12 protein-coding genes are annotated in these 13,227 nt (G+C 67.7%); 6 read left to right on the top strand and 6 right to left on the bottom strand.

Translation table 11 applies throughout. From position 1 onward, the window contains the following. Positions 1-68: 68 nt before the first annotated feature. Positions 69-1,151 (bottom strand): inositol-3-phosphate synthase, encoded by a 1,083-nt coding sequence (locus ACZ6B1_RS18215; RefSeq protein ID WP_468779502.1) that lies wholly within the window; start codon positions 1,149-1,151, stop codon positions 69-71. Between the two features lie 43 nt (positions 1,152-1,194). Next, positions 1,195-1,878: a PadR family transcriptional regulator gene (locus ACZ6B1_RS18210; RefSeq protein WP_468779500.1), complete on the bottom strand. Its 684-nt coding sequence runs from the start codon at positions 1,876-1,878 to the stop codon at positions 1,195-1,197. Between the two features lie 718 nt (positions 1,879-2,596). Between ACZ6B1_RS18210 and ACZ6B1_RS18205 the strand changes: the two genes are divergently transcribed. Next, positions 2,597-4,861, top strand: a complete 2,265-nt coding sequence (locus ACZ6B1_RS18205; protein WP_468779498.1) for a transglycosylase domain-containing protein — start codon at positions 2,597-2,599, stop codon at positions 4,859-4,861. Positions 4,862-4,990: 129 nt separating this feature from the next. Beyond that, positions 4,991-6,523 carry a glycosyltransferase family 87 protein gene (locus ACZ6B1_RS18200; protein ID WP_468779496.1) on the top strand — a complete coding sequence of 511 codons (1,533 nt, stop codon included), beginning with the start codon at positions 4,991-4,993 and terminating at the stop codon, positions 6,521-6,523. 96 nt (positions 6,524-6,619) lie between these two features. On the opposite strand, the gene ACZ6B1_RS18195 is transcribed toward ACZ6B1_RS18200, so the two are convergent. The 3 genes from ACZ6B1_RS18195 to ACZ6B1_RS18185 all read right to left on the bottom strand — a co-directional run bounded on the left by ACZ6B1_RS18195 (position 6,620) and on the right by ACZ6B1_RS18185 (position 9,352). Continuing rightward, positions 6,620-7,651, bottom strand: a complete 1,032-nt coding sequence (locus ACZ6B1_RS18195; protein ID WP_468779494.1) for an alanine racemase — start codon at positions 7,649-7,651, stop codon at positions 6,620-6,622. A gap of 84 nt (positions 7,652-7,735) precedes the next feature. Further along, on the bottom strand, positions 7,736-8,857 hold the full coding sequence (locus ACZ6B1_RS18190) for a lipid II:glycine glycyltransferase FemX (RefSeq protein WP_351661714.1): 1,122 nt from the start codon (positions 8,855-8,857) through the stop codon (positions 7,736-7,738). Positions 8,858-9,034: 177 nt separating this feature from the next. Next, the gene (locus ACZ6B1_RS18185; protein WP_468779492.1) at positions 9,035-9,352 is read right to left on the bottom strand and encodes a hypothetical protein; all 318 of its coding nucleotides are present in this window, start codon (positions 9,350-9,352) and stop codon (positions 9,035-9,037) included. Positions 9,353-9,638: 286 nt separating this feature from the next. Here ACZ6B1_RS18185 and rpsF point away from each other — a divergent pair, with 286 nt between their 5' ends. The 4 genes from rpsF (at position 9,639) to rplI (ending at position 11,332) form a co-directional block, all read left to right on the top strand. Further along, positions 9,639-9,929, top strand: coding sequence for a 30S ribosomal protein S6 (rpsF, locus tag ACZ6B1_RS18180; RefSeq protein ID WP_004985983.1), 291 nt, complete (start codon positions 9,639-9,641; stop codon positions 9,927-9,929). Positions 9,930-10,002: 73 nt separating this feature from the next. Further along, positions 10,003-10,590 (top strand): single-stranded DNA-binding protein, encoded by a 588-nt coding sequence (locus ACZ6B1_RS18175; protein ID WP_468779491.1) that lies wholly within the window; start codon positions 10,003-10,005, stop codon positions 10,588-10,590. 40 nt (positions 10,591-10,630) lie between these two features. Next, positions 10,631-10,867 (top strand): 30S ribosomal protein S18, encoded by a 237-nt coding sequence (gene rpsR / locus ACZ6B1_RS18170; protein ID WP_003949403.1) that lies wholly within the window; start codon positions 10,631-10,633, stop codon positions 10,865-10,867. A gap of 18 nt (positions 10,868-10,885) precedes the next feature. Then, entirely contained in the window at positions 10,886-11,332 is a 447-nt protein-coding gene (rplI, locus tag ACZ6B1_RS18165; RefSeq protein ID WP_143630260.1) for a 50S ribosomal protein L9, read from the top strand. A 134-nt stretch (positions 11,333-11,466) separates the two neighbouring features. Here the strand turns inward: rplI and ACZ6B1_RS18160 are convergent, their stop codons facing one another. Then, a complete protein-coding gene (locus tag ACZ6B1_RS18160) occupies positions 11,467-12,804 on the bottom strand; it encodes an MATE family efflux transporter (protein WP_468779489.1) in 1,338 nt (445 codons plus the stop codon). Positions 12,805-13,227: the final 423 nt, after the last annotated feature.

Below are 13,227 nucleotides of genomic sequence, written 5' to 3'. Positions count from 1 at the left end.
ACCCGGGGACCCTTCACAGCCCTGGCAGGAGCGTTCTCTTCGGCGCGCTGGACGGCCGTACGGCGTGCTTAGCGCTCGACCTCGCCGCGGATGAACTTCTCGACGTTCTCGTAGGCCTCGTCGTCGAAGTACTGGACCGGCGGGGACTTCATGAAGTAGCTCGAAGCCGAGAGGATCGGGCCGCCGATACCGCGGTCCTTGGCGATCTTCGCGGCGCGCAGCGCGTCGATGATGACACCCGCGGAGTTCGGGGAGTCCCAGACCTCGAGCTTGTACTCCAGGTTCAGCGGGACGTCACCGAAGGCGCGGCCCTCGAGGCGGACGTACGCCCACTTGCGGTCATCGAGCCACGCGACGTAGTCGGACGGGCCGATGTGGACGTTCTTCTCGCCGAGGTCCCGGTCGGGGATCTGGGAGGTGACGGCCTGCGTCTTGGAGATCTTCTTCGACTCGAGGCGGTCACGCTCGAGCATGTTCTTGAAGTCCATGTTGCCGCCGACGTTGAGCTGCATCGTGCGCTCGAGGCGGACACCGCGGTCCTCGAACAGCTTCGCCATCACGCGGTGCGTGATGGTGGCGCCGACCTGGGACTTGATGTCGTCACCGACGATCGGCACGCCGGCCTCGGTGAACTTGTCCGCCCACTCCTTGGTGCCGGCGATGAAGACCGGGAGGGCGTTGACGAAGGCGACCTTGGCGTCGATGGCGCACTGGGCGTAGAACTTCGCCGCGTCCTCCGAGCCCACGGGCAGGTAGCAGACGAGAACGTCGACCTGCTGGTCCTTGAGGACCTGCACGACGTCCACGGGCTCCTCGGCGGACTCCTCGATGGTCAGGCGGTAGTACTTGCCCAGACCGTCGAGAGTGTGACCACGCTGGACCGTGACGCCCTTGTTCGGGACGTCGCAGATCTTGATGGTGTTGTTCTCGCTGGCACCGATGGCGTCCGAGAGGTCGAGGCCGACCTTCTTCGCGTCGACGTCGAACGCGGCGACGAACTCGACGTCACCGACGTGGTAGTCGCCGAACTGCACGTGCATCAGGCCCGGGACCTTCGACGCCGGGTCGGCGTCCTTGTAGTACTCGACGCCCTGCACCAGCGACGCGGCGCAGTTGCCCACGCCGACGATGGCTACGCGAACCGAACCCATTCCGGTTGCTCCCTGTGTGTACGAGTGAGGCCCTGAGTGGGACTCACGTGGCGGTGTCGCCGGGCGTATCCGTACCGAAGTGCTCTCCGGTACGGGGCAGGCCGCCCGTCGATCCAGTGGTGGTGTCCTGCTGAGCGGACCCCCCGGACGCGGAACCCTTCAGGTCCCGCCCGGCCCGCTCGCTCTCGATGAGCTCGTTCAGCCAGCGCACTTCGCGCTCCACGGACTCCATTCCGTGGCGCTGGAGCTCAAGCGTGTAGTCGTCGAGGCGCTCCCTGGTGCGCGCCAGGGAGGCGCGCATCTTCTCCAGACGCTCCTCCAGGCGGCTGCGCCGGCCCTCCAGTACGCGCATGCGCACGTCCCGCGAGGTCTGCCCGAAGAAGGCGAACCGCGCGGCGAAGTGCTCGTCCTCGTACGCGTCGGGGCCGGTCTGCGAGAGCAGCTCCTCGAAGTGTTCCTTACCTTCTGCCGTCAACCGGTAGACGATCTTGGCGCGGCGCCCGGTGAGGGGAGCGGCCAGGGCGTCCTCATGGGTGCTGCCCGGTTCCTCGATCAACCAGCCGTTGGTGACCAGCGTCTTGAGACAGGGGTACAGGGTCCCGTAGCTGAACGCCCGGAACACACCCAGTGACGTGTTGAGTCGTTTGCGCAGCTCATAGCCGTGCATCGGCGACTCGCGCAGCAGGCCGAGGACGGCGAACTCAAGGATGCCGGAACGCCGGCTCATGATCGCCCCCTCTCGGTCCGCCGCGTCTTTATCTCACGCTGATGTATCGACTCGATACATCACGACGATAGAACGGCCTTCCGCACGCGACAAGAGGGAGGACGGTGAACGGGATCACATCACCGATTCGCAGGAGGCAAGTTGCCTGTTTTGGGGTGAACTTCGGGACTCGGTGGGTTTTGGCGGTGCGTAGTCTGTGCGGCATGCACATCAGCGGGAACCGAGTGACGCCTGGGGGGCGTCCTCGTCCCCGGAGCAGTACGGGTGAATGCGGAACCGACCACATCCGTACTTCGGGGGGACCGGAAACCAGCCGCCGTTTCCAGGCGCGCAAGGGTGCGCCTGCCCGAGGAGTAGTCGTTCGATGAGCGAGCACCGTCGCAAACCGCCGCAGCCGCAGGGAGGCGGGCGTGCCGCGGGCCGACGCGGCCAGTCCGGCCCGGCCTCCGGCCACCGCGCGGCACCGCGAGGCGCCACCGGGCCCTCTGCCGACTCCTATGGGTCCAGTTCCTATGGGTCGGAGTCCTATGGCTCAGGGGGTGAGGAGCGCCCCTACGGCGGCCGGGCCGAGGCCCGCCGGGCGGCGCAGAGAGGCGGCGGCCGGCGCAGGGGCGCCGAACCGACCGGCCCCGGACGTGGCAGAGGCCGTGCGGTAGCGCCTGCCAAGAAGCGTTTCATCGACTACCCGCGCCACAACAAGGACGGGTGGCACCGCTGGGTGCCTTCCTGGAAGCTCTTCACCGGGCTGTTCATCGGCCTCGTCGGCAGCCTTGTGGCCATGGTCGGCGTGGGCTACGCCATGGTCTCCATCCCCAATGAGAACGACGCGGCCAAGTCCCAGAACAACGTCTACTACTGGGCCGACGGGTCGCAGATGGTCGCGACGGGCACCGGTGTGAACCGTCAGAACGTCACCATCGACAAGATCCCCGAGGCCATGCAGTACGCGGTGATCTCGGCGGAGAACAAGAGCTTCTACCAGGACTCGGGCGTCGACCCCATGGGTATCGCGCGCGCCCTGGCCAACATGGCGCGAGGCGGTCAGACGCAGGGTGGTTCGACGATCACCCAGCAGTACGTCAAGAACACGTACCTCAGCCAGGACCAGACGGTCACCCGTAAGTTCAAGGAGATGTTCATCTCCATCAAGGTGGGGACGAAGCTCAAGAAGCCGCAGATCCTCCAGGGCTACCTCAACACCTCGTACTACGGCCGTGGCGCCTATGGCATCCAGGCCGCCGCGCGGACCTACTACAACAAGGACGCCGTCGAGCTCAAGCCCAGCGAGTGCGCCTTCCTCGCCGCGCTGCTCAAGGGCGCCACGTACTACGACCCGGCGGGCAACGAGAGCCTCGACAAGTCGGCGACGGCCAGTGCCAACCGCAAGCGGTCGGAGGAGCGGTGGTCCTGGATCCTCGGCGAGATGCACAAGGACAAGCACCTCACCGACGCCCAGTACCAGGAAGCCATCAAGAAGTACCCCATGCCGCAGGACCGCAAGGCGACCAAGGGCATGACCGGCCAGATCAGCTACCTGGCCGACACGGCGAAGAAGTACGTCCTGAACCACTCGAACATCTCTGAGCAGGCGTTCGACCGGGGCGGATACCAGATCTACACGACCTTCAAGAAGGACAAGGTCAACGCTCTGAGTGCCGCCGTGAAGAAGATCCAGAAGGAACGGCTCAACCCGAAGCGCGAACTCGACAAGTACGTCCAGTTCGGCGCGGCGTCGGTGGTCCCCGACAGTGGGGCGATCGTCGCCCTCTACGGCGGTGACGGCTACGAGAACGGCCACTTCACGAACAACGCCGACACCCAGGGTGTCCCCGTCGGTTCGACGTGGAAGCCGTTCGTGCTGGCCGCGGCCATGCAGTACGGCACGTACGACTCCGATGGCGAGGGGATCTCGCCGCTGAGCAAGTACAACGGCAACGACCACCTCAAGGTGAAGAAGCCCGACGGGTCGTACTACCTCAACAAGGACAACTCGTTCTTCTTCCAGAAGAACGAGAGTCCTCACCCGTGGGGTTACATCACCCTGCGCAAGGCGATGGAGCAGTCCATCAACACGCCGTTCGTGCAGCTCGGCGTCGATGTCGGCATGTCGCACGTCCGCGACGTCGCCCGCTCGGCCGGCATCCTCGACCAGAGCATGTCGGTGGACCTCAACCCGTCGTTCGCCATCGGTACCTCCACCCCCAGCGCGATCCGCATGGCCGACGCCTACGCGACCTTCGCCGCGTCCGGCAAGCAGGCGGATCCGTACTCGGTGACCGCCGTCAAGAAGGACGGCGTGGACCAGCCCGGCTTCGAGCGGCCCAAGGTCAAGCAGGCGATGGAGTCCAACATCGCCAACAACGTCACGGACGTCCTGCAGAACGTCATCCAGAACGGTACGGCTCAGAACGCCAAGGCCCTCGGCCGTACGGCGGCGGGCAAGACCGGTACCACCGACAAGAACAAGTCCGCCTGGTTCGTCGGCTACACCCAGCAGCTGTCGACCTCGGTGGCGATGTTCCGGGAGAACCCCAAGAACCACAAGCTGCTTTCCATGAACGGCACCGCGGGCAAGGACTCCATCCACGGTGGTGACATCCCGACGCAGGTGTGGACCGAGTACATGAAGGCCGCGCTGAAGAACGCGAACGACCCGGGCTTCCCGGACGCGATCAAGATCGGCAAGGTTCATGACGAAGCCGGCGCGCCCTCGCCGACCCCGTCGGTCACCATCACGCCGAGCCAGACGCCGAGCGACTCGCCCAGCCCGTCGCCGAGCCTGACGTCCCCGTCCCCCTCCCCCTCGGCCAGCGAGACCTGCCAGTGGGGCTGGGGCAACAACTGCAACGGCAGCAACGGTGGCACGGACACGGGCGGGACGGACGGAGGAACGACGCCCACGCCCACGGTCACGGACACGAGCGGGACCGGCAGCACCAGAGGCAATGGCAATGGAGGCCTCTTCTCGGGCCAGAACGGCTAGCTCGCCGGTCTGACCGATTGGTGGTCATTTCGCCCGCCGAGCGCGTTTCACGTGAAACATGGGGCCGTCGCACCACCAGGTGCGGCGGCCCCCGGCGTATTCCCAGACTGGTACGGCAGGATGTGCCCCATGCCCAGTGCAGAGATGACGCCCGCGGGCGTGCACGAGCCCGAGCCCGTACGGCCCGTCGGCGCAGAACCGGTGCGGCCGACCCGTGAGGACGAGGTCGCCGCAGCGGGGAGCGAGCTGATCGGCGGACCGATCGGCCGGCGCGCCCTGCTCGGGACGACCTGGTGGACCCCGCTACGGGTCATCGTGCTCGTGGCGATCGGCATGTTCGCCCTCGGCCTGGTGCAGAAGGCGCCCTGCTACCAGAGCGCCTGGTTCTTCGGCGCGAGTTCGCAGTACACCCACGCCTGTTACTCGGACATCCCCCACCTCTATCAGGGACGCGGGTTCGCCGACGGGCTGGTGCCGTACTTCGACCGGCTCCCGGGCGATATGGACTACCTCGAGTACCCGGTGCTGACCGGCGTGTTCATGGAGGTGGCCGCCTGGCTCACCCCGGGCAGCGGCGACATCCAGCACCAGGAGCAGTGGTACTGGTTCGTCAACGCAGGAATGCTGATGGCCTGCGCGGCCGTCGTCGCCGTCTGCGTGACCCGCACCCATGCCCGGCGCCCCTGGGACGGTCTGCTGGTCGCTCTGGCGCCTGCGGCCGCCCTGACCGCCACCATCAACTGGGACCTGCTCGCGGTGGCCCTGACGGCCGCCGCGATGCTGATGTGGTCGAGGGGCCGCCCACTGGCCTTCGGCGTTCTCCTGGGACTCGCCACCGCCGCCAAGCTCTACCCGGTCCTGTTGCTCGGCCCCCTGCTGGTGCTGTGCTGGCGGGCCGGCAAGTGGCGGGAGTTCTTCCAGGCCGTGGGCGGCGCGGCCGTCGCCTGGCTGGTGGTGAACCTGCCGGTGATGCTCTTCGCCTACGAGGGATGGTCGAAGTTCTACACGTTCAGCCACGACCGGGGTGTCGACTTCGGGTCGCTCTGGCTGATCTGGGCGCAGAACTCGAGCAACCCGCCCTCCACCGACTTCGTGAACAACGCCGCCGTCGTGCTGGTGGCCCTGTGCTCGCTGGGTATCGCCGCGCTGACGCTCACCGCCCCGCGCCGGCCGCGCTTCGCCCAGCTGGCCTTCCTGATCGTCGCGGTCTTCATCCTGACCAACAAGGTCTACTCCCCGCAGTACGTCCTGTGGCTGGTGCCGCTGGCCGTCCTCGCCCGGCCCAAGTGGCGGGACTTCCTGATCTGGCAGGCCTGCGAGGTGGCGTACTTCCTGGGCATCTGGTTCTACCTCGCCTACACGACCAGCGGGGACGCTCACAAGGGACTGCCCACGCTGGGATACGACTGGGTGATCGCGGTGCATCTGCTCGGCACCCTCTACCTGTGCGCCGTCGTCGTGCGGGACATCCTGATGCCCGAGCGGGACGTGGTGCGCCGGTCCGGTGACGACGACCCCTCGGGCGGAGTGCTCGACGGCGCCGAGGACGTCTTCGTGCTGGGCGCCGCGGCCCATCCGCCGCGCCACGCCGCCCACTTCGACGGGCCTCAGGTGGACTGGGGAAGGCCCGGGCTGCCACCGAACGGGCAACGTTCGCTCTGAGCGAACCAGCGCCTGGGCGCACAGGAAGAAGGCCGTACACGCGCGATGCGTGTACGGCCTTCCCGGTCCGGGGCCCGTGCTGTCCGGCCGTCCGGACTAACGGTCCACGATCCGGTCGAACTGCGTTGTGGTGTGCCGCAGATGGGCCACCAGCTCGTCGCCCACCTTCGGCTCGGGGGCGTCCGAGGGCACGAAGAGGATCGACACCTGCATGTGCGGCGGCTCGGCGAACCAGCGCTGCTTGCCGCCCCAGACGAACGGAGCGAGGTTCCGGTTCACGGTCGCCAGGCCGGCCCGTGCGACGCCCTTGGCGCGCGGCATGACGCCGTGCAGCGCCTTCGGGGCCTCCAGACCCACTCCGTGCGACGTACCGCCCGCCACGACCACCAGGAAGCCGTCCGAGGCCGCCTTCTGCTGCCGGTAACCGAAGCGGTCGCCCTTGGTCACCCGGGTGACGTCCAGGACGGCGCCGCGGTACTCCGTGGCGTCGTGGTCCCCGAGCCAGAGCCGCGTGCCGATGCGGGCGCGGAACCGCGTCTGCGGGAACTGCTGCTGCAGCCGGGCGAGTTCATCCGCCTTGAGATGGCTGACGAACATCGTGTGCAGCGGCAGCCGGGCCGCGCGGAGCCGGTCCATCCAGCCGATGACCTCCTCGACGGCGTCCGAGCCGTCGGTGCGGTCCAACGGCAGGTGGATGGCGAAGCCCTCCAGCCGGACGTTCTCTATGGCGGAGTGCAGTTGCGGCAGGTCCTGCTCACTGATGCCGTGCCGCTTCATCGAGGACATCACCTCGATGACGACGCGCGCGCCCACGAGGCCGTACACGCCGTCGACCGACGACACCGAACGGATCACCCGGTCCGGCAGCGGAACGGGCTCCTCGCCCCGCCGGTACGGCGTCAGCACCAGCAGGTCGCCGCCGAAGAAGTCCTTGATGCGCGCGGCCTCGTACGTGGTGCCGACGGCGAGGATGTCCGAGCCGAGCCGGGTGGCCTCCTCCGCCAGCCGTTCGTGTCCGAAGCCGTAGCCGTTGCCCTTGCAGACCGGGACGAGGCCCGGGAACTGCTCCTGCACGTGCTTGTGGTGCGCCCGCCAGCGCGCGGTGTCGACGTAGAGCGTGAGCGCCATGGCCGGACCCGGACCCTTTCTCGTGGCTGCCGTGTGTCAGTGGGGTGGAGAGCTGTGAAGGCTATGGAATCAAACGTCCCGCGCTCAGCGGCGCGACATGTAGATGTCGAGCGCCTTGTGGAGCAGCTTGTTCAGCGGGAAGTCCCACTCGCCGAGGTACTCGGCGGCCTGGCCGCCGGTGCCGACCTTGAACTGGATCAGGCCGAACAGGTGGTCCGTCTCGTCCAGCGAGTCCGAGATACCGCGCAGGTCGTAGACGGTGGCGCCGAGCGCGTAGGCGTCGCGCAGCATCCGCCACTGCATCGCGTTCGAGGGCCGGACCTCACGGCCGATGTTGTCGGAGGCGCCGTAGGAGTACCAGACGTGCCCGCCGACGATCAGCATGGTCGCGGCAGACAGGTTCACGCCGTTGTGGCGGGCGAAGTACAGCCGCATGCGGTTGGGGTCCTCGGTGTTGAGGGCCGTCCACATGCGCTGGAAGTACGACAGCGGGCGGGGCCGGAAGTGGTCGCGTACGGCCGTGATCTCGTACAGCCGCTGCCACTCGGCGAGGTCCTGGTAGCCGCCCTGGACGACCTCGACACCGGCCTTCTCGGCCTTCTTGATGTTACGGCGCCACAGCTGGTTGAAGTTCTTGTGCACGTCTTCCAGGGAACGATTCGCCAGCGGCACCTGGAAGACGTAGCGGGGCTGGACGTCGCCGAAGCCGGCGCCGCCGTCCTCGCCCTGCTGCCACCCCATGCGGCGCAGCTTGTCGGCCACCTCGAAGGCGCGCGGCTCGATGAAGTCGGCCTCCATGTCGCGCAGGCGCTTCACGTCCGGGCTCTGGATGCCCTTCTTGATCGTCTCCGCGTTCCAGCGGCGGATGATCACCGGCGGGCCCATCTTCACGGAGAAGGCGCCCTGCTGCTTGAGGTGGGCCAGCATCGGCTGGATCCAGTCGTCCAGGTTCGGCGCGAACCAGTTGATGACCGGGCCCTCGGGGAGGTAGGCGAGGTAGCGCTTGATCTTGGGCAGCTGGCGGTACAGGACCAGGCCCGCGCCGACCATGTCGCCGGTGCGCTCGTCGAACCAGCCGAGGTGCTCCGAGCGCCACTCCGCCTTCACGTCGGCCCACGCCGGGACCTGCATGTGGCTCGCCGACGGCAGGCTCTGGATGTAGGCCAGATGTTGCTCGCGGCTGATGGTCCTCAGGGTCAGGCTCATGTCGGGGCGCTCCTCGGGCTGGTGTGTCCCCATGGGTTCAGGGGCTCCGGCTCACGCGCCGAAGCCTACTGCGCCTTGCGACCACCCCGACTGGGCACACGGCACCTTCGCCCCGGCCTGTCGCCTGCCGGGGCGTCTGCGCGGTGCTCAGCGGGGCGTCGTCGGAGGGCCGGCGGCTCAGCCGACGAGCCCGCCGAACAGTCCGCCGTTCGCCATACCGAGCATGAAGCCGACGCCGGAGGCGCCCAGGCCCAGGATCAGGCCGAACCGTTCACGCGTCGTCACCGAGATCCACTGGCCGTAAGCCCCGATCACGAGTCCCGCGAGGCCGGCCCAGGAAGCGATCAGATGCAGACCGGAGAAGAAGGACGTGATGAAGGCCAGCACGCCCAGGACGAGCGTCACCGCCATGAGGGCGTCCTGGAGCGGATGGGGCTTGCCGTCCGTGGCGAAGAGGGATCCGGCGGTGTTGGGTTGCAATGCCTGCTGTGCCATGGGGCACCTCCTGCGGATCGCGGCGCACGGTAGCGCCATACACACCCGATGTGTACAGACTGACGGTGCCCACCGCCGGATTTCAACCGGAAGCCGGTGTGCAGGTAGTCTGTACCGTCTGCACCGGTGTCTGCCCAGGCCTGCCAGAAATATCTGCGGCCGCACTGCGGGATCCCCAGCGGAAGCCCTTCGATTGTCAGTGGCGGCCGATACCGTTGCGTACGCATCACGACCCTCCTGCCACGGAACGACCGTGGCCGCTGAGTCCAAAGGAGGTGGGTTCCACATGCGTCACTACGAGGTGATGGTCATCCTCGACCCCGATCTCGAGGAGCGCGCTGTCTCCCCGCTGATCGAGAACTTCCTGTCCGTCGTCCGCGATGGCGGCGGCAAGGTTGAGAAGGTCGACACCTGGGGCCGTCGTCGTCTCTCGTACGAGATCAAGAAGAAGCCCGAGGGCATCTACTCGGTCATCGACCTGCAGGCCGAGCCTGCGGTCGTCAAGGAGCTCGACCGCCAGATGAACCTGAACGAGTCGGTCCTCCGGACCAAGGTCCTCCGTCCCGAGACCCACTGAGCCTCCCGCTCAGCTGATCTCGGGATTCGAGTAGCAGCAAGCAGCCAGCAGCAAACCCGCCGAGAGGTTCCCCATGGCAGGCGAGACCGTCATCACGGTCGTCGGCAATCTTGTCGACGACCCCGAGCTGCGCTTCACCCCGTCCGGTGCGGCGGTCGCGAAGTTCCGCGTCGCGTCCACTCCCCGCACCTTCGACCGCCAGACGAACGAGTGGAAGGACGGCGAGAGCCTGTTCCTGACCTGCTCGGTCTGGCGTCAGGCGGCGGAGAACGTCGCCGAGTCGCTCCAGCGAGGCATGCGCGTCATCGTGCAGGGCCGGCTGAAGCAGCGGTCCTATGAGGACCGTGAGGGCGTCAAGCGCACGGTCTACGAACTGGACGTCGAGGAAGTCGGCGCCAGCCTGCGCAACGCCACGGCGAAGGTCACCAAGACCTCCGGTGGCGCCCGCGGTGGCCAGGGCGGGTACGGCGGCGGTGGCGGCCAGGGTGGCGGCGGCTGGGGCGGCGGCCCCGGTGGCGGCCAGCAGGGCGGCCAGCAGGGCGGCGCTCCTGCCGACGACCCGTGGGCGACCGGCGCTCCCGCCGGTGGCAACCAGGGTGGCGGCGGCTGGGGCGGTGGCTCCGGCGGCGGTGGCGGCTACTCGGACGAGCCCCCCTTCTAGGGCTCGTATTCCCACTTCTTGATCACACAGGAGAAACACCATGGCGAAGCCGCCTGTGCGCAAGCCTAAGAAGAAGGTCTGCGCTTTCTGCAAGGACAAGGTCACGTACGTGGACTACAAGGACACGAACATGCTGCGGAAGTTCATTTCCGACCGCGGCAAGATCCGTGCCCGCCGCGTGACCGGCAACTGCACGCAGCACCAGCGTGACGTCGCCACGGCCGTCAAGAACAGCCGTGAGATGGCGCTGCTGCCCTACACGTCCACCGCGCGCTAAGGGAAGGGTGACCGACTAATGAAGATCATCCTCACCCACGAGGTTTCCGGCCTCGGTGCCGCGGGCGACGTCGTGGACGTCAAGGACGGTTACGCTCGCAACTACCTGATCCCGCGGAAGTTCGCTATCCGCTGGACCAAGGGTGGCGAGAAGGACGTCGAGCAGATCCGTCGCGCTCGCAAGATCCACGAGATCCAGACCATCGAGCAGGCCAACGCTGTGAAGGCCCAGCTCGAGGGCGTCAAGGTCCGTCTGGCCGTCCGCTCCGGCGACGCCGGTCGTCTCTTCGGTTCCGTCACCCCGGCCGACGTCGCTTCCGCGATCAAGGCTTCCGGTGGCCCCGAGGTCGACAAGCGCCGTATCGAGCTGGGTGCGCCGATCAAGACCCTGGGCGCCCACGAGACGTCCGTGCGTCTGCACCCCGAGGTTGCCGCCAAGGTCAACATCGAGGTCGTCGCGGCGTAACGTCGCGCTCGGCTTGAACAGCTGAGAGAGGGGCCACCCCACTGGGGTGGCCCCTCTTCGTATGGCGGTGTGGCCTGCTGGGGCGCGGTCTTGTTTCACGTGAAACCGGGCCAAGGTGAGCGGGCTGGTCCCGCTCAGCGAGTCGCGCCCGTCACGACCCATCGGCCCGAGCGCGTCCGCAGCCACAGGGTGATCATGCGGACCGTCATCATCAGGGTCATGGCCGCCCAGAGGGCGGTGAGGCCACCGCCGAGCGCGGGGACGAGCAGCGCCACCGGTGCGAAGACGGCCAGGGTCACGACCATGGCCCCGGCCAGATACGGGCCGTCGCCGGCGCCCATCAGGACACCGTCCAGGATGAACACGATTCCGCAGATGGGCTGCGAAACGGCCACCATCAGCAGCGCGGGCAGTGCCGCGTCCTTGACCACTGAGTCGCTGGTGAACAGCGGCAGGAACAGGGGGCGGGCGGCCACCACGAGCAGCCCGAGCCCGGCGCCGGTGGCGATGCCCCACTGGACCATGCGGCGGCAGGCCAACCGGGCGCCCTCGGAATCGTTCGCCCCGAGATAGCGGCCGATGATGGCCTGACCGGCGATGGCGATCGCATCGAGGGCGAAGGCCAGCAGACTCCACAGGGACAGGATGATCTGATGGGCGGCGATGTCGGCGTCGCCGAGGCGTGCGGCGACCGCTGTGGCGATCATGAGGATCGCCCGCAGCGACAGGGTACGGACGAGCAGCGGGGCTCCGGCCTGCGCCGAGGCCCGGATACCGGCCGCGTCCGGTCGCAGCGAAGCCCCGTGCCGCCGGGCCCCACGGACCACCACGATCAGATAGGCCGCCGCCATGCCGCACTGGGCGCTCACGGTGCCCCAGGCGGATCCGGCGATGCCGAGTCCGGCGCCGTAGACGAGACCCACGTTGAGCGCGGCGTTGGCGACGAAACCCGCGATGGCGACGTAGAGAGGTGTCCTGGTGTCCTGCAGGCCGCGCAGCACACCGGTGGCGGCCAGGACGATCAGCATGGCCGGGATGCCGAGCGCGGAGATGCGCAGGTAGGTCGTGGCGAAGGGCGCCGCGGTGGCGGATGCGCCGAACAGGTCCACGATGCCTGGGGCCAGGGGGAGGACGGCGGCGATGACCGCCGCCCCGAGGAGCAGCGCGAGCCAGATGCCGTCCATGCCCTGGCGGATGGCCGCCTGAAGATCGCCGGCGCCGACTCGCCGGGCCACGGCGGCCGTGGTGGCGTACGCGAGGAAGACGAAGACGCTCACCGCGGTGGTGAGGAGGGCCGACGCCACCCCCAGGCCCGCGAGCTGGGCGGTCCCCAGGTGGCCGACGATCGCGCTGTCGGCCATCACGAACAGCGGCTCGGCGACGAGGGCACCGAAGGCCGGGACGGCCAGCGCGATGATCTCTTGGTCGTGCCGGCGGCGGGTGGCCTTGGGGATCGCGGGAGCCTGTGTCATGAGCACCAATCTAATCGTCCACAGGTAAGAGATGCAATTGACTAATGACCCTTACTGCCAGTCGGGGGTCGCGCGGCTGTGCGTACCGGCCGGGGTGATCTTGATCCGACCGGGAAAGTTTTTCTTCTGCACAGCCGGTGGACGGTAAAGCCGCAGCTCAAAGGGGTGGCATGTGTCATAGGGAGGGCTTGTTCACAGGGCTGTCCACCGGGTCGTGCACAGGTTTGGGGAGGTTCTCCACAGCATCTGGGCCGTCGTCCACATGGCCTGTGGATAACCAGATTGGCTGACGCTGCCGACAGGCCTAACGTTGTCCGGCGCCCGCTCCTTCCTCCGACCCGGGAAACCTCACAAAACAGACCCGCGCGAACCGGAGTTGGGCCTCTTATTTGTCAGTGTCGTGCCGTACAACAGAGGGCACGG

It is taken from the genome of Streptomyces sp. NPDC041129, from assembly GCF_055592265.1.
The sequence above is the reverse complement of the archived record's forward strand: the minus strand, read 5'-3'. Positions and strand labels throughout refer to the sequence as shown.

Excerpts from the sequence above, each read along its gene's own strand:
- ACZ6B1_RS18215 (WP_468779502.1), bottom strand. The coding sequence starts at position 1,151 with ATGGGTTCGGTTCGCGTAGCCATCGTCGGCGTGGGCAACTGCGCCGCG.
- ACZ6B1_RS18210 (WP_468779500.1), bottom strand. The coding sequence starts at position 1,878 with ATGAGCCGGCGTTCCGGCATCCTTGAGTTCGCCGTCCTCGGCCTGCTG.
- ACZ6B1_RS18200 (WP_468779496.1), top strand. The coding sequence starts at position 4,991 with ATGCCCAGTGCAGAGATGACGCCCGCGGGCGTGCACGAGCCCGAGCCC.
- ACZ6B1_RS18195 (WP_468779494.1), bottom strand. The coding sequence starts at position 7,651 with ATGGCGCTCACGCTCTACGTCGACACCGCGCGCTGGCGGGCGCACCAC.
- ACZ6B1_RS18190 (WP_351661714.1), bottom strand. The coding sequence starts at position 8,857 with ATGAGCCTGACCCTGAGGACCATCAGCCGCGAGCAACATCTGGCCTAC.
- ACZ6B1_RS18185 (WP_468779492.1), bottom strand. The coding sequence starts at position 9,352 with ATGGCACAGCAGGCATTGCAACCCAACACCGCCGGATCCCTCTTCGCC.
- rpsF (WP_004985983.1), top strand. The coding sequence starts at position 9,639 with ATGCGTCACTACGAGGTGATGGTCATCCTCGACCCCGATCTCGAGGAG.
- ACZ6B1_RS18175 (WP_468779491.1), top strand. The coding sequence starts at position 10,003 with ATGGCAGGCGAGACCGTCATCACGGTCGTCGGCAATCTTGTCGACGAC.
- rpsR (WP_003949403.1), top strand. The coding sequence starts at position 10,631 with ATGGCGAAGCCGCCTGTGCGCAAGCCTAAGAAGAAGGTCTGCGCTTTC.
- rplI (WP_143630260.1), top strand. The coding sequence starts at position 10,886 with ATGAAGATCATCCTCACCCACGAGGTTTCCGGCCTCGGTGCCGCGGGC.
- ACZ6B1_RS18160 (WP_468779489.1), bottom strand. The coding sequence starts at position 12,804 with ATGACACAGGCTCCCGCGATCCCCAAGGCCACCCGCCGCCGGCACGAC.